The sequence below is a fragment of the Microbacterium sp. Au-Mic1 genome, from assembly GCF_021341785.1.
Taxonomy (GTDB): Bacteria; Actinomycetota; Actinomycetes; order Actinomycetales; family Microbacteriaceae; genus Microbacterium.
On sequence record NZ_JAJTTF010000002.1, the window covers coordinates 218,254 to 242,551 of the forward strand.

18 protein-coding genes are annotated in these 24,298 nt (G+C 70.2%); 9 read left to right on the plus strand and 9 right to left on the minus strand.

Annotated elements, in window-relative coordinates:
* Nucleotides 1-14 precede the first annotated feature (14 nt).
* From glgB to glgX, 3 genes are all read right to left on the minus strand, one after another.
* A complete protein-coding gene (glgB, locus tag LXM50_RS03570) occupies nt 15-2,213 on the minus strand; it encodes a 1,4-alpha-glucan branching protein GlgB (RefSeq protein WP_233309891.1) in 2,199 nt (732 codons plus the stop codon).
* Nucleotides 2,210-4,174 (minus strand): alpha-1,4-glucan--maltose-1-phosphate maltosyltransferase, encoded by a 1,965-nt coding sequence (locus LXM50_RS03575; protein ID WP_233310083.1) that lies wholly within the window; start codon nt 4,172-4,174, stop codon nt 2,210-2,212. The genes glgB and LXM50_RS03575 overlap by 4 nt, the downstream gene beginning before the upstream one ends.
* 163 nt (nt 4,175-4,337) lie before the next feature.
* Complete coding sequence (gene glgX / locus LXM50_RS03580; RefSeq protein WP_233309892.1) at nt 4,338-6,437, minus strand: glycogen debranching protein GlgX; 2,100 nt, start codon at nt 6,435-6,437, stop codon at nt 4,338-4,340.
* Between the two features lie 99 nt (nt 6,438-6,536).
* Here glgX and LXM50_RS03585 point away from each other — a divergent pair, with 99 nt between their 5' ends.
* The 3 genes from LXM50_RS03585 (at nt 6,537) to LXM50_RS03595 (ending at nt 10,314) form a co-directional block, all read left to right on the plus strand.
* A complete protein-coding gene (locus LXM50_RS03585; RefSeq protein WP_233309894.1) occupies nt 6,537-7,706 on the plus strand; it encodes a cysteine desulfurase family protein in 1,170 nt (389 codons plus the stop codon).
* Between the two features lie 137 nt (nt 7,707-7,843).
* A complete protein-coding gene (gene mnmA, locus LXM50_RS03590) occupies nt 7,844-8,941 on the plus strand; it encodes a tRNA 2-thiouridine(34) synthase MnmA (protein WP_233309897.1) in 1,098 nt (365 codons plus the stop codon).
* A gap of 101 nt (nt 8,942-9,042) precedes the next feature.
* Nucleotides 9,043-10,314: an ATP-binding protein gene (locus tag LXM50_RS03595; RefSeq protein WP_233309898.1), complete on the plus strand. Its 1,272-nt coding sequence runs from the start codon at nt 9,043-9,045 to the stop codon at nt 10,312-10,314.
* A 30-nt stretch (nt 10,315-10,344) separates the two neighbouring features.
* Here the strand turns inward: LXM50_RS03595 and LXM50_RS03600 are convergent, their stop codons facing one another.
* Both LXM50_RS03600 and LXM50_RS03605 read right to left on the minus strand, forming a co-directional pair.
* A complete protein-coding gene (locus LXM50_RS03600) occupies nt 10,345-10,989 on the minus strand; it encodes a response regulator transcription factor (RefSeq protein ID WP_233309900.1) in 645 nt (214 codons plus the stop codon).
* Nucleotides 10,970-12,304, minus strand: coding sequence for a histidine kinase (locus LXM50_RS03605; RefSeq protein ID WP_233309902.1), 1,335 nt, complete (start codon nt 12,302-12,304; stop codon nt 10,970-10,972). Before LXM50_RS03605 ends, LXM50_RS03600 begins: the two co-directional genes overlap by 20 nt.
* Nucleotides 12,305-12,428: 124 nt before the next feature.
* On the opposite strand from LXM50_RS03605, the gene LXM50_RS03610 reads away from it, so the two are divergent.
* From LXM50_RS03610 to LXM50_RS03635, 6 genes are all read left to right on the plus strand, one after another.
* Nucleotides 12,429-13,175, plus strand: coding sequence for an ABC transporter ATP-binding protein (locus LXM50_RS03610; protein ID WP_233309904.1), 747 nt, complete (start codon nt 12,429-12,431; stop codon nt 13,173-13,175).
* Entirely contained in the window at nt 13,172-14,542 is a 1,371-nt protein-coding gene (locus LXM50_RS03615; protein ID WP_233309906.1) for a hypothetical protein, read from the plus strand. The genes LXM50_RS03610 and LXM50_RS03615 overlap by 4 nt, the downstream gene beginning before the upstream one ends.
* Before the next feature lie 46 nt (nt 14,543-14,588).
* Complete coding sequence (gene ligA / locus LXM50_RS03620) at nt 14,589-16,904, plus strand: NAD-dependent DNA ligase LigA (RefSeq protein ID WP_233309908.1); 2,316 nt, start codon at nt 14,589-14,591, stop codon at nt 16,902-16,904.
* 132 nt (nt 16,905-17,036) lie between these two features.
* Nucleotides 17,037-17,408 (plus strand): cupin domain-containing protein, encoded by a 372-nt coding sequence (locus LXM50_RS03625; RefSeq protein ID WP_233309909.1) that lies wholly within the window; start codon nt 17,037-17,039, stop codon nt 17,406-17,408.
* The gene (locus LXM50_RS03630; protein WP_233309910.1) at nt 17,405-18,154 is read left to right on the plus strand and encodes an ABC transporter permease; all 750 of its coding nucleotides are present in this window, start codon (nt 17,405-17,407) and stop codon (nt 18,152-18,154) included. The genes LXM50_RS03625 and LXM50_RS03630 overlap by 4 nt, the downstream gene beginning before the upstream one ends.
* 52 nt (nt 18,155-18,206) lie before the next feature.
* The gene (locus LXM50_RS03635; protein ID WP_233309911.1) at nt 18,207-18,620 is read left to right on the plus strand and encodes a nuclear transport factor 2 family protein; all 414 of its coding nucleotides are present in this window, start codon (nt 18,207-18,209) and stop codon (nt 18,618-18,620) included.
* A gap of 65 nt (nt 18,621-18,685) precedes the next feature.
* Here LXM50_RS03635 and LXM50_RS03640 read toward each other — a convergent pair whose 3' ends face one another.
* From LXM50_RS03640 to LXM50_RS03655, 4 genes are all read right to left on the minus strand, one after another.
* Nucleotides 18,686-20,605 (minus strand): DEAD/DEAH box helicase, encoded by a 1,920-nt coding sequence (locus LXM50_RS03640; RefSeq protein ID WP_233310084.1) that lies wholly within the window; start codon nt 20,603-20,605, stop codon nt 18,686-18,688.
* A gap of 144 nt (nt 20,606-20,749) precedes the next feature.
* On the minus strand, nt 20,750-22,450 hold the full coding sequence (locus LXM50_RS03645; protein ID WP_233309912.1) for a long-chain-fatty-acid--CoA ligase: 1,701 nt from the start codon (nt 22,448-22,450) through the stop codon (nt 20,750-20,752).
* Between the two features lie 76 nt (nt 22,451-22,526).
* Nucleotides 22,527-23,327, minus strand: a complete 801-nt coding sequence (locus LXM50_RS03650) for an ABC transporter permease (RefSeq protein ID WP_233309913.1) — start codon at nt 23,325-23,327, stop codon at nt 22,527-22,529.
* 8 nt (nt 23,328-23,335) lie between these two features.
* Entirely contained in the window at nt 23,336-24,262 is a 927-nt protein-coding gene (locus tag LXM50_RS03655) for an ABC transporter permease (RefSeq protein ID WP_233309914.1), read from the minus strand.
* Between the last annotated feature and the right edge of the window lie 36 nt (nt 24,263-24,298).

Below are 24,298 nucleotides of genomic sequence, written 5' to 3' on the forward strand. Positions count from 1 at the left end.
CCGGCGGAATCGTCTCAGCCCTTGCTGACGATCGGCACGTGCGGATCCTTCTGATGCCGCAGCCAGATCGTCGACAGGGCCGGGATGGTCAGGGTCGCCTGGGGAGAGCCGTTCTCGACATCGGTCGCGTACACGAGTCCGAGATTGCCCTCGCCGTGCCCGCCGAACTCGGCGGCGTCGGTGTTCAGCACCTCGGTCCACCCGTCCGCGAGCGGCAGATCGAGCCGGACGCCGTGCCTCGTGGAGCCCGCGAAGTTGCTGATCACCGCCAGATGCCCGCCGTGCGCATCGCGGCGAACGAACGCGACGATGTTCGGATCCCAGTCCGGTGCGCCGATCCGCGTGAACGAGCTGCTGTCGTGATCGCGCTCCCACAGCGGGGCGTTCTGCCGGTACGTGCTGTTCAGCGCGCCCACGAACTCCTGCAGCTGCCGGTGCGAGGGCTGGTCGAGCAGCCACCAGTCCAGGCCGCGGTCCACGGACCACTCCGAGAGCTGCCCGAACTCCTGGCCCATGAACAGCAGGTTCTTACCCGGGTGCCCCCACATGTAGCCGAGATACGCACGCACGTTCGCGAGCTTGGCGGCATGGTCGCCGGGCATCTTCGACAGCAGACTGCCCTTGCCGTGCACGACCTCGTCGTGGCTGATGGGCAGGATGTAGTTCTCGCCGAACGCGTAGACGAACGAGAACGTCATCTCGCCCTGATGGTGCGAGCGGTACAGCGGGTCGCGCTCGATGTAGACGAGCGAGTCGTTCATCCAGCCCATGTTCCACTTGAACCCGAAGCCGAGCCCGTTGTGATCGGTGGGGGCGGTCACGCCCGGGAAGCTCGTCGACTCCTCGGCGACCATCACGATGCCGGGGTGCTTGCGGTACGCGGTCGCGTTGACCTCCTGCAGGAACCGGATCGCCTCCAGGTTCTCCCGTCCGCCGTGCACGTTGGGCTCCCACTCGCCGTCGTTGCGCGAGTAGTCCAGGTACAGCATGGAGGCGACGGCGTCGACGCGCAGCCCGTCGGCGTGGAACTCGTCCAGCCAGAACAGCGCGTTCGCCACGAGGAAGTTGCGCACCTCGTTGCGGCCGTAGTCGAAGATGAGCGTTCCCCAGTCGCGATGCTCGCCGCGGCGCGGGTCCGGGTGCTCGTAGACGGCCTCGCCGTCGAAGCGGGCGAGGGCGAAGGCGTCCTTCGGGAAATGCCCGGGGACCCAGTCGATGATCACGCCGATGCCGGCCTGATGCAGCCGGTCGATGAGGTGCTTCAGGTCGTCGGGCTCGCCGTAGCGATGCGTGGCCGCGTAATAGCCGGTCACCTGATAGCCCCAGGAGCCGGTGAATGGGTGCTCCGCCACGGGCATGAACTCCACGTGCGTGAAGCCGGTGGCGGTGACGTGCTCGATGAGCTCGTCGGCGATATCGCGGTAGCCGAGGCCCGGGCGCCAGGATCCGAGGTGCAGCTCGTAGACGCTCATCGGCTGTGCGACGGCGTGCGTGGCCGCACGGCGGGTCATCCACGCTCCGTCGCCCCAGGAGTACTCCGAGCGGGTGACGATCGAGGCCGTGGCGGGCGGGACCTCGGCGAGCTGCGCCATCGGATCCGCCTTCAGGATCCAGGTGCCGTGCGCGGTGAGGATCTCGTACTTGTAGTGCGCGCCGACGTCCACACCGGGGAGGAACAGCTCCCACACGCCGCTCGAACCCATCGAGCGCATCGCGTCCAGGCGCCCGTCCCACTCGTTGTGGTCGCCGACGACCCGGACCGCCTTCGCGTGCGGCGCCCACACGGCGAATGCGGTGCCCTGGTCCCCGTCGACGAAGCGCGGGTGCGCGCCGAGCGCCTCCCACAGGCGTTCGTGGCGGCCTTCGCGGATGAGGTGCAGGTCGAGCTCGCCGATGGTGGGGGCGTGCCGGTACGGGTCGGCGGAGATCCAGTCCGGAGCGTCGCCGTACGTCGCCTTGATCCGGTAAGCGCCCGCGGGTCCCGTCACCTCGCCCTCCCAGATGCCCTCGGCGAGGTGCGTGAGCGGCACCTCGACGCCGCCGTCGAGCAGTACGGATACGCCCTTGGCGAGCGGGCGCAACGCTCGCACGATCGTCACGCGTCTGCCACCCGAGTCGGGCTGCGGGTGCGCTCCGAGCACGGAGTGCGGGTCGTGGTGCGAGCCCGAGGCCACCGCCTCGAGCACAGCCTCGTCGATCGCAGTGGTGATCATGGCTGCCCCTTCACATGGAGGATGTGCACCGGCTCCGTGAAGGCGTCCAGGCGCACGAAATTGTGATCCGTCCAGGTCCAGACGGATCCGGTGACGAGGTCCTCGACCTCGTACGCCGTTCCGGGCTCGACTCCCCAGGCGAGGGTGTCGAGATGCACGGTCGTCTGCCGCACCGAGTGCGGGTCGACGTTGGCGACGACGATGATCGTGTCGCCCGAGTCCGTGCCGGTGAAGGGCGCGTCCAGGTGCTTGGAGAACACCAGGACCGCGTCGTCGTCGCTCCAGTGCAGCTGCAGATTGCGCAGCTGCCGCAGCGCCGGATGTGCACGACGGATCTCGTTGAGCCGCGTCAGGTAGGGCGCGAGCGAGCGTCCCTCCGCCTCGGCCTTCGCCCAGTCGCGCAGCTTGTACTCGTACTTCTCGTTGTCGATGTTCTCCTCCGAGCCCGGACGGGCGACGTTCTCGAACAGCTCGTAGCCGGCGTACACGCCGTACAGGGGAGCCCCGGTCGCGGCGATCGCGGCACGGATCTTGTAGGCCGCGCGCCCGCCGAACTGGAGGTACTCGGTGAGGATGTCGGGGGTGTTCACGAACAAGTTCGGCCGCATGTAGTCGGCCGTCTCGTGCGAGACGGAGAGCAGGAACTCCTCCAGCTCCGCCTTCGTGTTGCGCCAGGTGAAGTAGCTGTAGCTCTGCTGGAATCCGACGGCGGCGAGACCCCGCATGGGCGCCGGGCGGGTGAACGCCTCGGCGAGGAACACCACGTCCGGATGCTTGGTGTTCACGGTGCGGATGAGCCACTCCCAGAACCGCAGCGGCTTGGTGTGGGGGTTGTCCACGCGGAAGATCTTGACGCCCTGCGCGATCCAGTGCTCCACGATCCGCAGCACCTCGGTGTACAGGCCCACCGGATCCCGGTCGAAGTTCAGCGGGTAGATGTCCTGGTACTTCTTCGGAGGGTTCTCCGCGTACGCGATGGTGCCGTCGGGGAGCTCTGTGAACCACTCCGGGTGCGCCTTCACCCAGGGGTGGTCGGGGGCTGCCTGCAGCGCGAGGTCGAGCGCGACCTCGAGGCCCAGCGCGTTCGCCTTCTCCACGAAAGCGCGGAAGTCCGCGAGGGTGCCGAGATCGGGGTGCACGGCGTCGTGCCCGCCCTCCGTCGCTCCGACGGCCCAGGGCGAACCCGGGTCCGCGGGTCCTGCGGTGAGCGTGTTGTTCGGCCCCTTGCGGTTGAGGCGGCCGATCGGGTGGATCGGGGGGAGGTACAGCACGTCGAAGCCCATCGCGGCGACCGCGGGGAGGCGCTCGGCCGCGGTGGAGAACGTGCCGCTCGCGATCGTGCCGTCGGCGGTGCGCACGGCGCCCTCGGAGCGCGGGAAGAACTCGTACCACGCGGCGGCCCCGGCGATCGTTCGCTCGACCAGGATCGTCTGCCACGGCGTCGCCGAATCGAGTGCCGTGAGCGGACGGTCGGCGAAGAGGGCGGCCAGCTCCGGGTCGGTCGCGACGGCGAGCGCCTCCTCCGCGGTCCCACCGGGGGAACTCAGCCCCTCGGCGACGGCGGCGAGGCGCTTGCGCTCGGGCTTCGGACGGGACTTGTCCTTCGCGGCGCGCGTCAGCAGCTGCGCGCCGAGCGCGCGCATCACCTCGACGTCCACGCCGGCGGCGATCTTCAGCTCCGCCGCATGAGCCCAGGTGGCGAACTCGTCGGCGAACGCCTCGAAGCGGAACGTCCACGCGTTCGTCTCGTCGAGGGCGACGTCGACCTGCCAGCGGTCGGTCCCGTCGCCCCTCGGCGTGAGGCGGTGCAGGCTCTCCTGATGGTTCGGCGTGCGCAGCCGCAGGTGGACCCCGATGATGTCGTGGCCCTCGCGGAAGGCCACGACCCGGAACGGGATCACCTCGCCGGCGAACGCCTTGGGGTGGAAGCCCTCGGGTGCCGCGGGGGACGGATCCGCCAGCGGGATGCGCGTGGTCTGTGCGTCCGCCGCATCGTTGTCGGGCAGTGCGCGCACCGGGATCTGCGCGGTGCTGCGGAGAGCATCGGACGAGGACTGTGCGGCAGATCGTTCGGACACACCCTGAACCTACCGCGCTCCGAGGTCGGAAGAGGTAACGGGCGGGTCACTCCGCGCGGAAGAGTCGCATCGACGTGCCGGGAAGGGCCAGCAGGTCACCCGGCCGGTGCACCGTCTCGACGGCCGAGGGGCGTTCGTCCGCGCTCGACCAGAGCGCGACGTACCGCGACACGCCGTCGATCACGGGCAGTCGGACATCGATCGGCGACTCGGTGCCGTGCACGACGAGGAGGATCCGATTGAAGGCCTCGGTGTCGGGCGTGGACGACGCCACGTACTGCAGCGTGCGGTTGCGGGGGTCGTTCCACTGCTCGACCTCCATCGTGTCGCCGTCCTGATCGAACCAGTCCATGACCGAGGCGTTCGGGATGTGCTCGCCGAGACGGGCGTATCGGAGCGGGCGCAGGGCCGGGTTCTCGTCGCGCAGCCTGGTGAGCAGCGACGCGTGTGCGAACAGGTCCTGCTGCCAGGGCTCGTGCTCCCAGTTCAGCCAGCTGAGCGCCGAGTCCTGGCAGTACGCGTTGTTGTTGCCGCGCTGGGTGCGCCCGAACTCGTCGCCGGCGGTGAGCATCGGCACGCCGGCCGAGAACATCAGGGTGCCCAGCAGATTGCGCATCGCCTTGCGCCGGGCGGCGAGGATGGCGGGGTCGTCGGTGGGTCCCTCGGCGCCATGGTTGAAGGAACGGTTCATGTCGGCGCCGTCGTGGTTGTTCTCGCCGTTGGCCTCGTTGTGCTTGACGTCGTAGGAGACCAGATCGTGCAGGGTGAAGCCGTCGTGCGCCGTGACGAAGTTGATGCTGGCGAGCGGGCCCCGCTCGTCGCTGAACGTGTTCGCGGATCCCGCGAGGCGGTTCGCGAATCCGCCGATGCCGGTCGGCGCAGAGGCCCGCCGGGCGTAGTCGATGTCACTGAGCCAGAAGTTGCGCACGCGATCCCGGTAGCGGTCGTTCCACTCGCTCCACCCGGTCGGGAAGTTGCCGGTCTGCCAGCCGCCGAAACCCACATCCCAGGGTTCGGCGATGATCTTGACGTCGGCGAGCACCGGATCCGTTCTGATCGCCTGCAGCAGCGGATGCTCCGGCGTGTAGGCGTTCGCCTCGTCGCGCCCGAGTGCGGTGGCCAGATCGAAGCGGAATCCGTCGACCTGCATCTCGGTCGTCCAGTAACGCAGGGAGTCCAGCACCAGACGCGCCGCTGCCGGGGTGGCCGTGTCCAGGGTGTTGCCGCAACCGGTGGTGTCGATGTAGCTGCCGTCCTGCTGCTGCCGGTAGTAGAGCGCGTTGTCGATGCCGCGCAGGCTCGTGCGCGGGCCGCCGATGCCCTCTTCGTTCGTGTGGTTGTACACGACGTCGAGGATCACCTCGATGCCGGCCTCGTGCAGGAGCTTCACCATGCCCTTGAACTCGCGCAGCACGGCCTCGGGCCCGCCCTTGCGCGCATCCTCGGTCGCGTACGCCGTGTGCGGCGTGAAGAAGTTCAGGGTGTTGTAGCCCCAGTAGTTCGTCAGGCCGCGGTCCAGCAGCCGCGGCTCCGACGCGAACGCCTGCACCGGCAGCAGCTCGACGGCGGTGATGCCGAGCTCCTGGTAGTACGCGATCATCGCGGGGTTCGCGACTCCGGCATAGGTGCCGTGGAGCGCGGGCGGCACACCGGGGTGGCGCTTGGTCAGCCCCTTGACGTGGCCCTCGTAGATCACGGTGCGGTCGAGGGGCGTCTGCGGCTTGGCGACGTCGCCCCAGTCGAATCCGTCGGCGATGACGACCGAGCGCCATTCCTCGTAACCGTCGCCCTGGGCGAGGCCCCGCCCGTACGGGTCGAGCAGGAGCGTCTCCGGGTTGAACGTGTTGCCAGGGCTGTGTGCCCCGTCCACGCGCAGAGCGTAGCGCGTTCCCGGCTGCAGCAGCTCGGTCGTGATCTCCCACACGCCTCCGGGCTCGCGCTCGAGCGCGAGCTGTGCGGTCTCCCAGTCCAGGTCGGTCTCATCGAAGATCACGAGCTCGATCGCGGACGCGTTCTGCGACCAGACGCGCAGCGTGGCGGTCCCGTCGTGGAGTCGGACGCCGAGGTCGTCCAGGGACGGGCTGCACAGGGAGCAGGTGTCGCCGTCGGGTGCCGGCGTCTCGTCCTCTATCGCATGCGGACACATGAGGGACAGAATACGCGGCAGGAGCCGGTCGGGATGCTACCGCGTCCCGCGATCCGTGCCACCGAGTCCCGTCCCAGGCCGAGGTGCGAGAGTGGTGGAGTGCACTACCTGGATCATGCGGCCACCACCGACCTGCGGCCCGAAGCCGCCGACGAGTGGCTGCGCGTCGCCCGGCAGACCGGCAACGCCTCCTCCACGCACGGCGCCGGACAGCGGGCACGTCGGATCCTGGAGGAGTCGCGCGAGCGTCTCGCGTCGGCACTGGGGTGTGATCCGATCGAGGTCGTGCTCACCTCGGGGGGCACCGAGTCGGTGAACCTCGCCGTACAGGGACTGTGGCGCTCCCGTCCGGAGGGGAGCGACGCGATCGTGCTTCCGGACGGGGAGCACCACGCGACGCTCGACACCGTCGCCGCACTCGCGGCAGGGGGCGCCCGCGTGAGGCCGGTCGGCCTGGACGCGGTGGGGCGGATCCCCGTCGACGCCTTCGCCGCTGCGCTCGCATCGGACGGAGTGGCCCTGGCCACCGCGCTGATCGCGAACAACGAGGTGGGCACGGTCAACGACGCCGCCGCGCTCGCCGGCTCCGCCGCGTCGGCCGGGGTTCCCCTGCATCTGGACGCCGTCGCGGCTTTCGGGCATCTGCCGCTGTCGTTCGCGAAGCTCCGCGGCGACGCGCCGGCGGGTGCCGGCCTCGTGGCGCTCAGCGTCGCTGGGCACAAGATCGGCGCGCCCACCGGCACGGGGGCGCTCGTCGTCACCCGCACGGCCCGCCTCGCGCCGCTGCAGCACGGCGGAGGGCAGCAGCGCGGACTCCGCTCCGGCACGCAGGACGTCGCCGGTGCTGCAGCGTTCGCGCTCGCCGCGGAGCTCGCCGTCGCCGAGCGAGCCGCGGAGTCCGTGCGGCTGGGTGCGCTGCGCGATCGTCTCGTGGCGGGGATCCGCGAGCGGGTGCCCGCCTCCGAGGTGCTCGGGGATCCGGATCCCGCTGGGCGGCTGCCGGGCAACGCGCACCTGCTGTTCCCCGGCGCGCCGAGCGAGAGCCTGCTTTTCCTGCTCGACGTGGCGGGGGTCTCGGCTTCGGCCGGATCCGCCTGCCAGGCCGGGATCGCGGAGCCCTCGCACGTCGTCCAGGCTCTCGGACGCAGCGAGGCCGAGGCGCGCAGCGTGATCCGGTTCACGCTGGGGCGGACCTCGTCCGACGCCGACGTCGACGCGGTGCTCACAGCGATCGGCGGCGCGTACGAACGGGCTTCAGGCGCGGCGTAGCCCCGGGGTCGTCGGGCGAGCACCGGTGGAGCCGGAGCGAGACGAGGCACGCTGACACCCAGGACGGGGTGTTTCGCCGCGGTCGCGGTCGTGCGGCGCCCGGCGCCTGCTCAGTCGTGCGCTCGTACACTGGATCCATGCGTGTGCTGGCGGCGATGAGCGGGGGAGTGGACTCCGCGGTGGCGGCGGCGCGCGCCGTCGAGGCGGGTCACGACGTCGTCGGCGTGCACCTCGCGCTGTCGCGTGCGGGTGGAACCCTGCGCACCGGCAGCCGCGGCTGCTGCACGATCGAGGACGCGATGGATGCACGCCGCGCGGCCGACCTCCTCGGGATCCCGTTCTACGTCTGGGACTTCTCCGAGCGGTTCCGCGAGGACGTGATCGACGACTTCGTCGCGGAGTACCGCGCCGGCCGCACACCGAATCCGTGCCTGCGCTGCAACGAGAAGATCAAGTTCGCCGCTCTCCTGGAGCGTGCGATGGAGCTCGGTTTCGACGCCGTGTGCACCGGACACTACGCCACGCTCGTCGACGGCACCGACGGCCTCGAACTCCACCGCGCCTCCGATGCGGCCAAGGACCAGTCCTACGTGCTGGGTGTGCTGAACGCCGAGCAGCTCGCGCACACCTACTTCCCGCTCGGATCCACGCCGTCCAAGGCGCTCGTGCGGGCCGAGGCCGCGGAGCGCGGATTGAGCGTGGCGCAGAAGCCCGACAGCCACGACATCTGCTTCATCCCGGACGGCGACACCCGCGGCTGGCTGGCCGAGAAGGTCGGCGCCGAGCAGGGAGAGATCCTGGACCGGGGCGGCAACGTCGTCGGCACGCACGACGGCGCGCACGCGTTCACGGTCGGGCAGCGCCGTGGACTGCGCCTCGGCGTGCCCGCCCCCGACGGCAAGCCGCGGTTCGTGCTCGAGGTGCGCCCGGTGTCGAACACCGTCGTGGTCGGCCCGAAGGAAGCACTCGCGATCGCCGAGATCTCGGGCGAGCGGCGCTCCTGGGCAGGAGCTGCGCCGGTCGCGGAGGAGTTCCTCTGCGAGGTGCAGATCCGGGCGCACGCGGATCCGGTGCCTGCGCGCGCGTTCGTCGCGGAGGATGCGATCCGGGTCGTTCCCGACGAGCCGCTCGACGGCGTGGCGCCCGGTCAGAGCGCCGTGCTGTATGTCGGAACACGGGTGCTCGGCCAGTTCACCATCGATCGCACGGTGTCGGCGGTGCCTGCCGGGGTGTGAGCCCGCTGTCGTCGTCGACGACGTCGGTCGTCGGCGATGTCATCTGTGATCGGCGTGCGCGGGACTCTGTGATGGGTGCACTGCCCGACGGAGGAGCCGCCATGACGAGGACGTACATCCGCGATTTCCATGGGGATGATCTGGACCAGATCGTCCGGTTGTGGGGGCAGGTCACGCGCGAGAACGAGTGGCCGATCTACTCGCTCGCCGAGGTGATCGCCTCGTGCCAGCAGGACCACGCGGTGGTCGCGGTCCAGGGTGATCTGCTCGTCGGGGCCGCCGTCGGCCGCGGCGCGCACGCGCAGGGATGGATCGTGTTCTTCGGGACGGTCGAGGACGCCGGATCCGAGGTGAGTTCGTCGCTCCTGCACGCGCTGGAGCGCAGGATGGCGCCGCTCGGTCTCGCGAAGCTGTCGGTGCTCATCCCCGAGGCTGAAGGGCTCGGCGCCTTCACCGAGAACGGGTTCCACGTGCACCACTCCGTGCGCTACCTCGAGCGCGCGATGCCGATCCAGCGGCGCGAGATCGACGCGCTCAAGGAGGTCGGCGGACGCATCCTCCCGCCGCACCTGTGGGATCGTGTGGCGGGGATGACGCATGAGAAGACGCTGCTCGAGGAGCGTCTGGTGACGCCGCTCGCCCAGCCGGAGCTCGCCGAGCGGTTCGGGGTGGTGCCCCCGCGCGCGGTCATGCTGTTCGGCCCGCCGGGAACCGGCAAGACCACGTTCGCGCGCGCCGTGGCCTCACGGCTGGATTGGCCCTTCGTCGAGCTGTTCCCATCGCGGCTGGCCGATGGCGGCGCCGGCCTCGCGAGCGGGCTGCGCTCGTCGTTCGAGACGATCGACGAGCTCGAGCACGCGGTGGTCTTCATCGACGAGGTCGAGGAGATCGCCTCCCGCCGCGGCGGCACGCCGCCGTCGCCCACGCAGGGCGTCACGAACGAACTGCTGAAGCTCGTCGCCGACTTCCGTGACAGGGAGGGACGGATCCTCATCTGCGCGACGAACTTCGTGCGCGCGCTCGACGCGGCGTTCCTCCGGCACGGGCGCTTCGACTACGTGATCCCGATCGGCCTGCCCGATTCCGATGCCCGCCGCGCGATCTGGGCGCGGTACATCCCGGCCGAGTCCGCCGGCGACGTGGATCTGGACAGGCTGGTCACGACGAGCGAGGGCCTGACCCCGGCCGACATCGAGTACGCGGCGCGGCGTGCGTCCCAGGAGGCGCTGGCGCGGGCGCTCCAGGACGGCGCGACGGCCTCGGCACTCGACACGGACGACTACGCGCGGGCTCTGGAGAGCACGCGTGCAACCGTGTCAGCGGACGAGATCGCCGAGTTCAGGGCGGACATCGAGACCATCGCCCGGCTCTGAGATCGCGCGCGGCGGTGTGCTCCGCGGCCGTCATCCCTGCAGGAACAGCAGGATCGCCCGAACCCGGCGGTTCTCCTCCGTGGGCGCGAGTCCCAGTCCGGTGAAGATGTTTCCGACGTGTTTGCGGACGGCGGCATCGCTCAGATGCAGCGCCCGGGCGATATCGCCGTTCGACGCGCCCTGCGCCATGAGCGCGAGCACTTCGCGTTCGCGCGGTGTGAGCGCGCCCAGGAGGCCCGGCTCGTCGCGACGGAGCAGATGGCGGGCGACTTCGGGGTCGATCACCGTGCCGCCCGAGGCGATCGTGTCGAGTGCGTGTGCGAAGTCGGAGATCCGGTTCACCCTGTCCTTGAGCAGATAGCCGATCCCGCCTTCGGGAAGGGTGAGCAGCTCGCGCGCATAGCGGTCGGCGATGTACTGCGACAGCACCAGGATCGGCTGGGACGGACGGGACGCCCGGATCCGGAGCGCGGCACGCAGGCCGTCATCGGAGCCGCCAGGCGGCATCCGTACGTCGGTGATGATCAGATCGGGGACAGGATCGGCCGCGCGGTACCGGGTGAGCAGCTCGTCGGCGGACGACGCCGTCGCGAACACGTCGTGATCGAGTCGCACGAGCAGCGCGGTCAGCGCCTCGCGCAGCAGGGCGGAGTCCTCAGCGAAGAGGATTCGCATCGGGCACCTCCTCGGGTCGGCCGGAGTCGTCCTCGGATCCTCCGCCGAGACCGCGCGGCATCGTCAGCACAAGTGTTGTGGGCCCGCCGGGCGGCGAGGCGATCACGAGGTCGCCGTCGAGCGCCGCCGCGCGCGCGACGAGGCCCGAGAGCCCTGTGCCGCGTGCCGGATCGGCTTCACCCCGGCCATCGTCGCGCACTCGGATCTCGAGCAGCTCCGGATCCGTGTGAGCGACCACGAGGACGTGGGTCGCGTCCGTGTGCTTCACCACGTTGGTGAGCGCTTCGCGTACGACCGCGTAGGCCGCGGCTTCGACGCTCGGGGCGGCGCGGCCCAGCCGATCGAGGCGCAGGACCACCCGCAATGGCGCGCGACCTGCCAGCTCCTCGAGCGCGGCACCGAGGCCTCGGTCGGTGAGCACCGCGGGATGGATCCCGCGCACCGACTCCCTCAGAGAGGCGGATGCCCGCTCCACCTGATCCTGCGCGGCGGTCAGCGCCACACGACCGGGTTCGGCCTCGGGGCCGAGCGCGGCGAGCTCCAGTTCCAGCATTCCGAGACGACCGGCGAGCAGCACCAGCTCCTGCTGGACGCCGTCGTGCAGATCCCTCTCGATGCGTCGACGCTCTTCCTCGTGGGCCGTCACCACGGCGGCGCGGGAGCGCGTGAGGCGCTCGATCCGCTGCGCGATCTCGGCGCCGCGCGGGGCGAGCAGCCAGCGCACCGCGAAGCCCTGAGCGGTGGCGAGGAGGAGATTCAGATAGGCCGCCGCGATCAGGACGACGAGGAGGGCGAGCGGCGGGAGCCACCAGGTCGCGCCGTCCAACTGGATCCTGGCATCGCCGAAGAGCCGGATGTCGACGTCACCGCGGACGAGGGCGACGATGAGGACGCCCACGACGACGATGAGCGCCATCGCCTCGAAGAACAGGACGATCAGCGCCGCCACCCCCGCGACCAGATCCACGAGCAGCACCGCCGCCTCCCGCCAGGTGGCGGGCTCGGTCAGCCGGATGTTCAGCCAATTGTGCCTCTGGTCCGGAGCGACGCGCACATGCCCGGACGGGATCCGCGCGAACCCCAGCAGCGGCAGTCGTCGCCGCTCCAGCATCCCGCAGAGAATGCCCCACAGCGGCAGTAGCAGGAGGGTGAGCGGCAAGAGCACCAGCAGCAGAAGGCCGAGCACGGCTGAGGCGAGCAGGAACAGCAGGGCGCGCCACGGCCACGGCGACAGCAGGAGACGCCAGGGTGCGCTCATGAGGGACTGAGCGACGGTCTCCGGACGACATCGGGGCACCGTGGGATCCGTGCTCATCCGGTCAGTCTATGGACGGCCTCGGAGGGCGACCGCGACGCAACGGAAAGAGTAGACCTGGAGCTACCCCGATCGTCGTCCGTGCGCTGCTGCGCGCTCCAGCTGCCACCGGTGGACTGGAGTCATGACATGGATCCTGCAGGCCCGAAACGTGACGAAGAGCTATCAGACCGGTCGAGAGCGCACCCCGGTACTGCGCGGGATCGACGTCGACGTCGCGGCGGGCGAGATGGTCAGCATCGTGGGGGCGAGCGGATCCGGCAAATCGACGCTCCTCTACTGTCTTGCGGGTCTCGAGCAGGTGGAGGGCGGCGAGGTGCTGCTCGGCGGGGTCGCCCTGCACACCGCCTCCACCGCCCGGCGTGCGCAATTGCGACGCGACCGTATCGGTTTCGTCTTCCAGGCGTACAACCTCATCCCGTCGCTGTCCGTGCGCGAGAACGTGGCGTTGCCGGCACGGCTCGCCCGACGTGCGAGGCCCGACATCGCCGGTGCCCTGGCCGCGGTGGGGCTCGCCGCGCAGGGCGGAATGCGCCCGGGACAGCTCTCCGGAGGGCAACAGCAGCGCGTTGCAGTGGCCCGGGTGCTTGCGGCCCGACCGTCGGTGCTTTTCGCGGACGAGCCGACCGGCGCACTCGACACGACATCCGGCGGCGTCGTTCTGGATCTGTTGCGCGGCTACGCGAACGGCGACCGCTCGGTGGTGCTGGTCACTCACGACCTGGATGCCGCGGCCCGCGCAGATCGCACGGTCGTACTGCGGGACGGGCTGGTCGTCGCGGAGCTCATCCGACCCACCGCGGCGCAGATCCTCGCGGCACAGCACGCCGCACCCTCATCGCCGGTGTCTCCTGCGGGGGTGGGCGCATGATCGGGCTGTGGGCGGGGGAGCTGCGCGCGGATTGGCGCTCCTGGGCGGGGCTCGTGCTCGTGACGGCCGTCGCGGGCGCGTCGCTCGGGATCGGTGCGTCGTTCCTGGAGACGGGGATGCACGCAGGGGGACGTCTCGGGACAGGGATCAGCGGCGTCTCATCGATGATCCTGGTCTTCAGCGGGGTGAGCGCGATCGGGGTGACCTCGGCGGTGGCGCGGCTCGCCGTGGAGTTGGGGAGGGCCGGATACGCGCGCTGGCAGCTGAGTGGAGTGACGCCGCGGCAGGTCGCCGTCGTGGTGCTCTGCCACGTGATCGCGCTGAGCCTGATCGGTGCGGGGCTCGGGTTCGCCGCGACCCTGGTGGGCGCACCGGTCGCGCTGCGCCTGGCCTTCGACGGCGCCTCGGGCGGGTTCGCCGAGACATCGGCTGTGGTCGGCCCGGTCACGGCGCTGTTCATCGGGTGCGGGGTGCTCCTGATCGCCCTGCTCGGTGGCCTGCCCGCCGCGCGCCGGGCTGCGCTCACCCCGGCGCTGGAGGCACTGCGGGAGCCGGAGCCGCGCACGCGGGGGATGCGGTGGTGGCGCTGGATGCTGTTCGGGCTGATGGTCGTCGGCACCGCCGCGGCGGTGCGGTCGTGGCTGTCGTCGGGTGCAGTGGCGATGCCGGACGATCGGAACACGCTGATCTCCCAGACGCCGCTCGTCGCCCCTTTGCTGACGCTCGTGATCGTCGCGGGCGGGCCCGTGCTCTACGCGCCGCTACTGCGGGGATGGACGGCGCTGCTGCCTGCGCGGGCGTCCTCGTCGTGGTACCTCGCGCGGCACGAGGCGCGGTACCACCTCGGTCGCAGCACGGCATCGATCACCCCGTTGTTCACTGGAGCGGCGATGCTGGGCGGCCTCTATACGGTGACGACCGTCTGGGGCGCGGCGGCGCGGGCCGCGGGGGAGACGTTCGGCGGTCTCGAGTTCGGGCAGGTCGTGGTGCTGCTCGGCGGACCACTGCTGCTGGCAGGCGTGGGGACTGCAGTCGTGATCTTCATGAGCAACCGGACCCAGGCGCGGGAACAGGCACTGCTCTCGGCGAGCGGAGCGACCGACGCGGTCATCGTACGTGCGGCCGTGCTGCAGGCGCTCATCCACGTCGTCACCGCAGTGCTGCTCGCGCTCACGGTGATCGCGGTGTCGGCCGTGCTCACCGTCGTGTTGCTCGCCCCGTTCTACGAGGTCGTGCCGTATCAGCTCGACCTCGGCGGTGTCGGGGTGCTCGTCGGCGTAGGGACGCTGCTCACCGAAGCGGCGGTGCTGATCCCCGTGCTGGCCCGGATGCGCGTCTCGGTCGCCACGCTGCTGAGCGCCGTGTGAGTCGCGCCGCTCGGGCGACGTCGGCACCCCCTCCTAGACTGGCCAGGTGCCGGAGAACATCTCGCTGGAAGCCGCCCGTGTCGAGGCCGAGGAGCTGACCACCCGCATCCTGGAGGCGAAGGACGCGTACTACGGGCGTGACACGTCTCTCGTGGACGACGCCACCTACGACGGCTGGATGCACCGGCTCGAGGAGATCGAACGCCTGCATCCGGAGCTGCAGGGGCAGGACTCGCCGACCCAGATGGTGGGAGCCGCCGAGGCCACGGGGCTGCAGACCATCGAGCACGCCGAGCGCATGCTCAGCCTCGACAACGTCTTCTCGATCGAGGAGCTGCGGGACTGGGCCGCGAAGACCCGGGCCGCCGCGGGCCGCGACGTGGCCTGGCTCACGGAGCTCAAGATCGACGGACTCGCGATCAACCTGCGCTATGAGAACGGCGTGCTCACCTCTGCGGCCACGCGCGGTGACGGCCGGGTCGGCGAGATCGTGACCGAGAACGCCCTGCGCGTCGCAGGCATCCCCGAGCGGCTCAGCGGATCCGGACACCCGGCGATCGTCGAGGTGCGCGGCGAGGTGTTCATCCCGGTCGCCGCGTTCGAGCGGCTGAACGCCGCGCAGGCCGCCTTCCGCGACCGCGCCTACACCGAGGCCCTGGAACGGTGGGAAGCACGTGGCGGCGCCAAGAAGCCGTTCGACGAGGAGAAGGCGCGCACCGCAGCGGCGCGGCGGTTCCCGTCGTTCGCGAACCCGCGCAACGCCGCGAGCGGGGGCCTGCGTCAGCAGCTGGACAAGAAGGACGGCATGGAGCTCGAGGCGGGGCTGCTCCGCGTCGACTCGCTCGCGCTGTACGTGCACGGCATCGGCGCCTGGCCGGATCCGCCCGTCGCCGCGCAGAGCGAGATCTATGGACTCGTCGCGAGCTGGGGCCTGCCCACGAGCCCGCACACGAGGGTGTGCGCCACGATCGACGAGGTCGCAGAGTTCGTCGCGTACTTCGGGGAGCACCGGCACGACATCGAGCACGAGCTCGACGGCATCGTCGTGAAGGTCGACGAACTCGACCTCCACGACGAGCTCGGCGCCACGAGCCGCGCGCCGCGCTGGGCGATCGCATACAAGTACCCGCCGGAGGAGGTGCAGACCACACTGCTCGACATCGTGGTCTCGGTCGGCCGCACCGGCCGCGCCACGCCATTCGCGGTCATGGCACCCGCCCAAGTCGCCGGCAGTGTCGTCCGCCAGGCCACGCTGCACAACAAGGACGTGGTGAAGGCCAAGGGCGTGCTCATCGGCGACACGGTGGTGCTGCGCAAGGCCGGCGACGTGATCCCCGAGGTGCTCGGCCCGGTGGTCGAGCGGCGGGACGGCTCCGAGCGCGAGTTCGTGATGCCGGAGCGCTGCCCCGAGTGCGGGTCGATCCTGGCTCCGGCCAAGGAGGGCGACATCGACCTGCGGTGTCCGAACACGCGATCGTGCCCCGCGCAGGTGCGCGGCCGCGTCGAGCACATCGGTTCGCGCGGGGCTCTCGACATCGAGGCGCTCGGCGAAGTCACCGCAGCCGCGCTCACGCAGCCGAGCCACCCCGCGGTGCCGCCGCTCGAGACCGAAGCGGGCCTGTTCACCCTCACGCTCGAGCAGCTCGTGCCCATCGAGGTCGTCGTGCGCGACGCGGAGACGGGACTCCCGAAGGAGGACGAGGACGGGATCGTGAAGACCCGTGCTCCGTTCCGGCGCAACCCCACGGCCGCGGAGAAGAAGGAGGGCGTCAACGCCGCCCAGCCGTCCTCCCAGGCGGTCAAGCTGCTCGCCGAGCTCGAGAAGGCGAAGACCAAGGACCTGTGGCGTCTGCTGGTCGCGCTGAACATCCGCCACGTCGGGCCGGTCGCCGCACGTGCGCTGGCGCAGTGGTTCGGATCCCTGGATGCGATCCGCGCCGCGTCCCGTGAGGAGCTCGCCGCGGTCGAGGGCGTCGGCGGGATCATCGCCGACTCGCTCTTGGACTGGTTCACCGTCGACTGGCACCAGGACATCGTGCAGCGCTGGGCCGACGCGGGTGTGCAATGGGCGACGCCGGGACATCCTGGACCCGGGGCCGCAGCCGCGGAGGGCGGTGTGCTCGACGGTCTCACGATCGTCGCGACAGGATCCCTCGACGGCTACACCCGTGAGGGGGCGCAGGAGGCGATCATCAAGGCCGGGGGCAAAGCCGCGTCGAGCGTCTCGAAGAAGACCGACTTCGTGGCCGCGGGACCCGGCGCCGGCTCCAAGCTCGCCAAGGCGGAGGAACTCGGACTGCGGATCCTTGACGCGGCGCAGTTCCACCTGCTCGTGACGGAGGGGCCGGACGCGCTCGAGTGATGCCGGCCTCGGCAGAGAGGACCGCGCCGTCGACATCGTCGGACCCACCGGGTTTCGCGCCGCGGGTCCGTCTCCGCGCCACGAGGAGAGGGATCCGCTCCCCGTCGCCCGGTTCCGTTTAGGCTCCTGAACATGGCAGACGATGTGCGCAACGTGCTGGCCGCGCTCTCGACGATCGAGGCGCCGTGGCAGCCGCACCGACTCGTGAGCGTCAACGACTACGACGTGAAGGTGGTGAAGCTGCACGGCGAGTTCGTGTGGCACAGCCACCCCGACACCGACGAACTGTTCCTGGTTCTCCGTGGCCGTCTGACGATCCAGCTGCGTGATCGCGATGTGGTGCTGAACCCGAATGACGTCTTCGTCGTGCCGCGGGGCGTCGAGCACTGCCCCAAGGCCGAGGAGGAAGTGCAGGCGATCCTGTTCGAGCCGCAGGGAACGGTCAACTCCGGCGATGCCGGAGGCGCCATGACCTCTGCGCTTCGGGAGCTCAGCGGGTCGTGATCGCTTCCGTCGATCTGATCCCGACCCTGATCGGCGTCGGCATCCTCGTCGCCGTGGCGACCGGCGCGCTCCTGTTGTTCCGGGTGCGAGGATCGTGGGCGCCCGCCGCCGCGATCGCGCGCGGTGTCGTGCAGCTGGCGATCATCAGCCTGATCCTCGGCGGGATCATCACGCAGCCCGCGTTGATCGCGGTCGCGCTCCTGGTGATGTTCGGCGTGGCGGTCTCCGTCGCGACGCAGCGGATCGGGTGGAGCAGGCATGGGGCGCTCGTGATGTCGACCTCGATCGCGGCGGGCATCGCGGTGGCGGGCGCCGCGGTGTTCGGATCCGGTGCGCTCGCACCCACTCCGCGGTACGCGCTGGCGATCGGCGCGATCATCATCGGGAACACGATGAACATCGCCACGCTCACCGGGAGGCTGCTCCGCAGGACGGTCATCGACCACTGGGATGAGGTCGAGGGGTGGCTCGCGTTGGGGGCCACACCGCGTCGGTCCACGCTCGACCTCGCGCGCGGCGCCGTGCGCGAGGCGCTGATCCCTTCGATCGACCAGACCAAGACGACCGGCCTCGTCGTGCTCCCGGGCGCATTCGTCGGGGCGATCTTCGGCGGCCTCTCACCGCTCGAGGCCGGCCGTTTCCAGATCATCGTGCTCGCAGCCATCATGGCGGCCGGAGCGGTCACCGCCGTTCTCGTCGCGACCTGGCTCGGCCCGATGCGGACGAAGCCGGTCATCGCCGTCTGATGGGACGAACGATGCTCTTCCCCCGATGCGAGCCGAGGGGTTGAATACCGCCATGGACGAGCGCGAGGAGTTCCTGCACTGGTTCCGCACGACCTGGCAGTCAGCGGAGAACGCCTTGCATTCGGGTGATCCCGGTCCGCGGTTCGCAACGTGGTCGGAGATCGAGCCGGTAACCCTGTTCGGCGCCTGGGTCAGCGCGTCCGGGAGCGAAGAGGTGCGGCAGATGTTCCGAAGGCTGGGGGAGTCCTTCTCGGATGCGACCTCCAGCAGTGTCGAGCTGCTCGCCGCTGAGGTGTCCGGCGATCTGGCGTACACCGCCCATCGCGAGATCACTTCCACGACCGTCGATGGGCGTCCGCGCGGCTATGTGCTGCGTGTGACCCAGGTGTACCGGAGGGAAGACGGCGCATGGAAGGTCGTGCACCGGCACGGTGACGAGGAGATCACCCCCGACGCCGCCCGCTGAACGCTCGGGCGCCCGTGCGTGACACGGTGCGCCCGAGCCTCAGCGAGCCCGGGATGCGAACGGGCTCAGTCCTTGTGGCGCGGCTTGCGCGGGGGACGGTCGTCGCTGCGACGGTCGTCCCGCGGGCTGTCGTCGCGGCGCGGCCGGTCGTTGTAGCCACGGTCGCCGGATCCACCGTCGTACGAACGGCGTGGCCGATCGCCGTAGCCGCGGTCGTCCCGGCCGCGGTCATCGCGTCGCGGGCCCCGGTTCGGGCGGCCGGAATCGCGCTGGATCTCGATGAGCCGGCCCGAGATGCGGGTGTCGCGCAGCCGGTCCAGGACCGAGGCATCCAGGTTCGACGGGAGCTCGACGATGGAGAAGTCGGGACGGATCGTGATCGCGCCGAAGTCGTCACGACCGAGCCCGCCCTCGTTCGCGAGCGCGCCGACGATCTGCCGCGGCTCGACGCGGTGACGGCGGCCGACCTCGATCCGGTACGGGGTGTAGTCGCCCCGGCTGCGCCGCTCCGGGCGGGATCCGCGGTCGTCGCGGTCCCGGGAGTCGCGGCCGCCCGAGCGCTCCGCACGGTCGGCGCGCGGGGGACGGTTGTCGGCGGCGACCGCTGCCGACAGCGGGTCGTTCTCCGGATCCAGCAGCAGCGGCGTCTCGCCCTGGGCGACGATCGCGAGCGCGGCGGCGACGTCGCCCTCGGGCACGTCGTGGTTGCGCACGTAGTGGGCGATGATGTCGCGGAAGCCTTCGATGCGCCCGGTCTCCTCGAGCGCGGCAGTGATCGCGTCGTCGAAGCGCGCCAGGCGCGTGCTGTTCACGTCCTCGGTCGTCGGGAGCTGCATCTGCGCGGGCTGCTGGCGGGTCGCGCGCTCGATGTGCTTGAGCAGGTAGCGCTCCCGCGGCGTGATGAAGCTGATCGCATCACCCGAGCGGCCCGCGCGGCCCGTGCGGCCGATGCGGTGCACGTACGACTCGGTGTCGGTGGGGATGTCGAAGTTCACGACGTGGCTGATCCGCTCCACATCGAGGCCGCGCGCGGCGACGTCGGTGGCGACCAGGATGTCGAGCTTGCCGTCCTTGAGCTGGCCGACGGTGCGCTCGCGCTGCGGTTGCGGGATGTCGCCGTTGATCGCGGCGGCGGAGTAGCCACGGGCGCGCAGCTTCTCGGCGAGCGTCTCGGTCTCGTTCTTGGTGCGGACGAACACGATCATGCCCTCGAAGTTCTCGACCTCGAGGATCCGGGTGAGCGCATCGACCTTCTGCGCATAGGACACGACCAGGTAGCGCTGGGTGATGTTCGCGTTGGTCGTCGTCTTGCCCTTGACCGAGATCTCCTCGGGGTCGTGCAGGTACTGCTGCGCGAGCCGGCGGATCGTGGGCGGCATGGTCGCGGAGAACAGGGCGACCTGCTTGTCCGCAGGCGTCTGCGCGAGGATCTGCTCCACGTCCTCCGCGAAGCCCATCTTGAGCATCTCGTCGGCCTCGTCCAGCACGAGGTTCTTCAGCTCCGAGAGGTCGAGCGTGCCCTTGGCGAGGTGATCCATGATGCGGCCCGGGGTGCCGACGACGATGTGCACGCCGCGGCGCAGCGCGGACAGCTGCACGCCGTAGCCCTGTCCGCCGTAGACCGGCAGCAGGTGCACGCCGGGCATCTTCGCGGCATAGGACTCGAACGCCTCGGCGACCTGCAGCGCGAGCTCGCGGGTCGGGGCCAGTACGAGGGCCTGCGGCTTCTGCTGCTGCAGGTCCAGGTTCTCCAGGATCGGAAGCGCGAACGCCGCGGTCTTGCCCGTGCCGGTCTGCGCCGTGCCCAGCACGTCGCGGCCGCCGAGCAGCAGCGGGATCGTCTCGCGCTGGATCGCCGATGGCGTCTCGTATCCGAGCGCCTTGATCGCGGCGAGGACGGGGCCGCTGATCCCGAGATCCTCGAAGCCCGGTCCGGCGGGCGCTTCCGTTTCGGTCGCTCCGTCGCCCTCCGCAGTGGTGTCGATGGGGGTCTCGGTCGGCGTCGCGTCGTCTCGGGTCACAACTCAGAGTACCGTCCCCCGCCTGGGGGAACGCAGTTCAGAGCGCGCAAATGGCTCGATCCGCCGGCGGAATCGAGCCATTTGCGCGCTTCGAAACCGGGGGATGGGTCAGTTTCCGGACGTCAGCGCGACCAGGCGCTCCTTGACCTGGCGCCGAAGCACCTTGCCGATGAGCGAGGTCGGCAGCTCGTCGACGACGAAGATCCGGCGGGGCACCTTGTACGGCGTGAGGATGCCGCGGGCGAACTCGCGGATCGCCTCGACGTCGACGTCCGTGCTCGGATCCACCACGATCGCCGCGACGACCTCCTCGCCGGAGTGTTCGCTGGGGAGGCCCACGACCGCCGCGTCGATGACATCGGGATGCTGGCGCAGCGCGCCCTCCACCTCGGTGGGGGCGACGTTGAAGCCTCCCGTGATGATGAGCTCCTTGATCCGATCGACGATGCGCACGAATCCGTCTTCGTCGATCGTGACGATGTCGCCGGTCCGGAACCAGCCGTCCACGAACACGGCCTCGGTCTCCTCGGGTTTGCCGTAGTAGCCCGAGAACACCTGCGGGCCGCGGACGACGAGCTCCCCGGGCTGCCCGTGCTCGACGTCGTTCGTCGGCTCATCGGGATCCACGACCCGGCACTCGGTGCCGGGCAGGGGCAGGCCCACCGTGCCGGGGACGCGGTTGTCCGCGACGGGATTCGCCATGAGCACGGGGGAGCACTCGCTCAGGCCGTAGCCCTCGACGAGGTAGCCGCCCGTGGCCTGCTCGAACGGGACGACGAGCTCGTGCGGAAGCGCCATCGCGCCCGAGATGGCGACCTCGATGCCGGCGAGCGATACGCCCTTCGCGGTGGCGGCCTTCAGCAGGCGGTCCGCGATCGGCGGCACGAGGGGCAGGAACGTCGCCGGGTGCTTCTTGACCACGTCGAGCACCAGATCCGGGTCGAACTTCGGGAAGAGCACGAGCCGGGCGCCCATCGACATCGCGAACGTGAGGCACAGCGTCAGCCCGTAGGCGTGGAACATCGGCAGCACGGCGTAGACGACGCAGCCGTCGCCCCGGGTGATCGAGGGCACCCACGCCTGCGCCTGTGCGGCGTTGGCGAGCAGGTTGCGGTGGGTCAGCGCGGCACCCTTCGGCGTCCCCGTGGTGCCGGACGTGTACTGGATGATCGCCAGATCGTCGGTCGCCGGACGCGGATGAGGCGAGGGCAGCGGGGCGTATCCGACCACCGACTCCCAGGTCACCGTGCCGCGGACCTTCGCGGTGAGGGCGTCGCGCGACTCGCGCGCCTTCGCGACGGGCAGTCGCAGCGCAAGGCGGGTGAGTCCGGGCATGGCACGGGTCACGTCGACGGAGATGAGGTTCGTCACGGCGAGGTCTGCGGGGAACTCCTGGACGGATGCGACGACCTTGTTCCAGACGATCGCGTGCGTGGCGCCGTGGTCCTCGAACTGCTTGCGCAGCTCCCGCGGCGTGTACAGCGGGTTGTGCTCGACGACGACCGCGCCGAGGCGCAGCACGGCGTAGAACGCGACGATGTGCTGCGGGCAGTTCGGCAGCACGATCGCGACCGGATCCCCGGCCTTGACGCCGAGCGCCTTCAGCCCCGCCGCGGCGCGTTCGATGGACGACTGCAGGTCGCGGTACGAGGTGGTCCGGCCGAAGAACTGCAGTGCGGGGGCATCCGGATAGTCGCGCGCGGACGCCTCCACGATGTCGACGAGGGATCCGGCGACCTCCGCGAGATCCTCCGGCACCCCCTCGGCGTAGCTGGCGGTCCAGGGGCGCGGAGGAACGAACGTCGTCACGTGCTCAGCCTATGCCGCCGCCGGTGGAGGCACGTTCCCGGGCGGCGCAACCCGCTCCGCGCCGCCCGGGACTTCCTCACCGGCGTTGCTGCTCGCTGCCGGAGAGCTTCTGCGCCAGAGCGATCGGCACGATCGAGACGACGATCAGCACCACGGCGATCACGGAGACGATCGGCGCCTGGTTGGGGCGGGCGACGTTGTCGATGATGAACATCGGCAGGGTGCGCACCCCGGACCCGGCGGTGAAGGTGGTCACCACGATCTCGTCGAAGGACAGCGCGAAGGCGAGGAGGCCTCCGGTGAGCAGGGCGGAGCGCAGCTGCGGGAAGGTGACGAGGCGGAACGTCGTCCATATCCCGGCGCCGAGATCGGCCGAGGCCTCCTCGAACGACGTGCCCATCCGGCGCAGCCGGGCGACGGCATTGTTGAACACCGTGACGATGCAGAACGTGGTGTGCGCGATGATCACGGTCCAGATCGACAGCGGCACGCCGAGGATCGTCCGGAACAGGTTGTTCAGCGCGATGCCGGTGATGATGCCCGGCAGCGCGATCGGCAGGATGACGAGCAGGTTCACCGTCGTGCGGCCGAAGAACGAGAATCGCTGCAGGGCGAAGGACAGCATCGTGCCGAGGATGAGCGCGAGGGCCGAGGAGATCAGCGCGACCAGCGCGCTGGTGCCGACGGCTTCGAGCGCGCCGTCGCTGCGGAACGCCCGGCCCCACCACTCCAGGGTGAATCCAGGAGGCGGCCAGGTGAGCGAGGACGACGTGGAGAACGAGTTGATCAGCACGACCAGCAGCGGCACGTACACGACGACGAGGATCACGGCGGTGATGACGCCGAGGGTGACCCTGGTTCCGAGAGAGATGCGCACGGTGACTCCTACAGGTTGTCCAAGGCGCCGGTGCGGCGCACGAGGAACAAGTAGCCGAAGATGATGACGATCGGGATGAGCGCGATCGCGCTCGCGAGCGGCAGGTTGTTGGCCGCGCCGATGTCCTGATAGACCAGTGTGCCGAGCATCTGCGCGCCACCGCCGACGATGCCGATCGTGATGTAGTCCCCGAGGGACAACGAGAAGCTGAAGATGGTGCCGGCGATGATCGCGGGCAGCGCCATGGGCCACACGACCAGCCGCAACGTCGCCCAGCTCCGCCCGCCCAGATCGCCGGAGGCCTCGAGCAGCGAGCTCGGCACGCGCTCCAGCCCCGCATAGATGGGCAGGATCACATACGGCAGCCACAGGTAGGACAGCGTGATGATCGTCGCGGCGATGCCGTATCCGGGCGTGTGACCGCCGAGCGGGCGCAGCAGCCAGTCGAGGATGCCGTCGCTGGAGAGCACGGAGCGCCAGGCGAACGCCTTCACGAGGTACGAGGCCCAGAGCGGCGTGAGCACCAGCACCACGAGGGTGCGCTGCAGCGCCGGGGAGGCCACCATCGCCATGAAATAGGCGATCGGCAGCGCGAGGGCGACGTCGATCGCGGTGACGGCGAGGGCGATGCCGACCGTGCGCAGGGTGATGCCCTGGTAGAACGCGTCGGTGACGACCGTCACCACGTTGTCGAGGGTGAACTCGGTGCGGATCTGCCCCGTGTAGGTGTCGGTCGTCCAGAACGCGGTGACCAGCAGCAGCGCGAGCGCGACGACGTACACCGCCCCGAGCCAGAACAGGGGAGCCGACAGCAGGAGGGCGAGCCGAGCGCGTGGATGCGCGGAGAGATAGACGGATCCGCGTCGCGCCGCAGAACGACGCGGTGACGGGATCGAGGTGCGCGGCGGCGTCTTCGCCGGTGCGATGGTGGTCATGACGGGCCTTTCGAATCCCGGTCCCGGTCGCCCGGA

Bases quoted from the DNA above. Each gene is read 5' to 3' on its own strand.
- LXM50_RS03615 (WP_233309906.1), top strand. From the start codon at position 13,172: ATGATCGGGCTGTGGGCGGGGGAGCTGCGCGCGGATTGGCGCTCCTGG.
- LXM50_RS03605 (WP_233309902.1), bottom strand. From the start codon at position 12,304: ATGAGCACGGATCCCACGGTGCCCCGATGTCGTCCGGAGACCGTCGCT.
- glgB (WP_233309891.1), bottom strand. From the start codon at position 2,213: ATGATCACCACTGCGATCGACGAGGCTGTGCTCGAGGCGGTGGCCTCG.
- LXM50_RS03595 (WP_233309898.1), top strand. From the start codon at position 9,043: ATGACGAGGACGTACATCCGCGATTTCCATGGGGATGATCTGGACCAG.
- LXM50_RS03655 (WP_233309914.1), bottom strand. From the start codon at position 24,262: ATGACCACCATCGCACCGGCGAAGACGCCGCCGCGCACCTCGATCCCG.
- LXM50_RS03600 (WP_233309900.1), bottom strand. From the start codon at position 10,989: ATGCGAATCCTCTTCGCTGAGGACTCCGCCCTGCTGCGCGAGGCGCTG.
- mnmA (WP_233309897.1), top strand. From the start codon at position 7,844: ATGCGTGTGCTGGCGGCGATGAGCGGGGGAGTGGACTCCGCGGTGGCG.
- LXM50_RS03610 (WP_233309904.1), top strand. From the start codon at position 12,429: ATGACATGGATCCTGCAGGCCCGAAACGTGACGAAGAGCTATCAGACC.
- LXM50_RS03625 (WP_233309909.1), top strand. From the start codon at position 17,037: ATGGCAGACGATGTGCGCAACGTGCTGGCCGCGCTCTCGACGATCGAG.
- glgX (WP_233309892.1), bottom strand. From the start codon at position 6,437: ATGTGTCCGCATGCGATAGAGGACGAGACGCCGGCACCCGACGGCGAC.
- LXM50_RS03635 (WP_233309911.1), top strand. From the start codon at position 18,207: ATGGACGAGCGCGAGGAGTTCCTGCACTGGTTCCGCACGACCTGGCAG.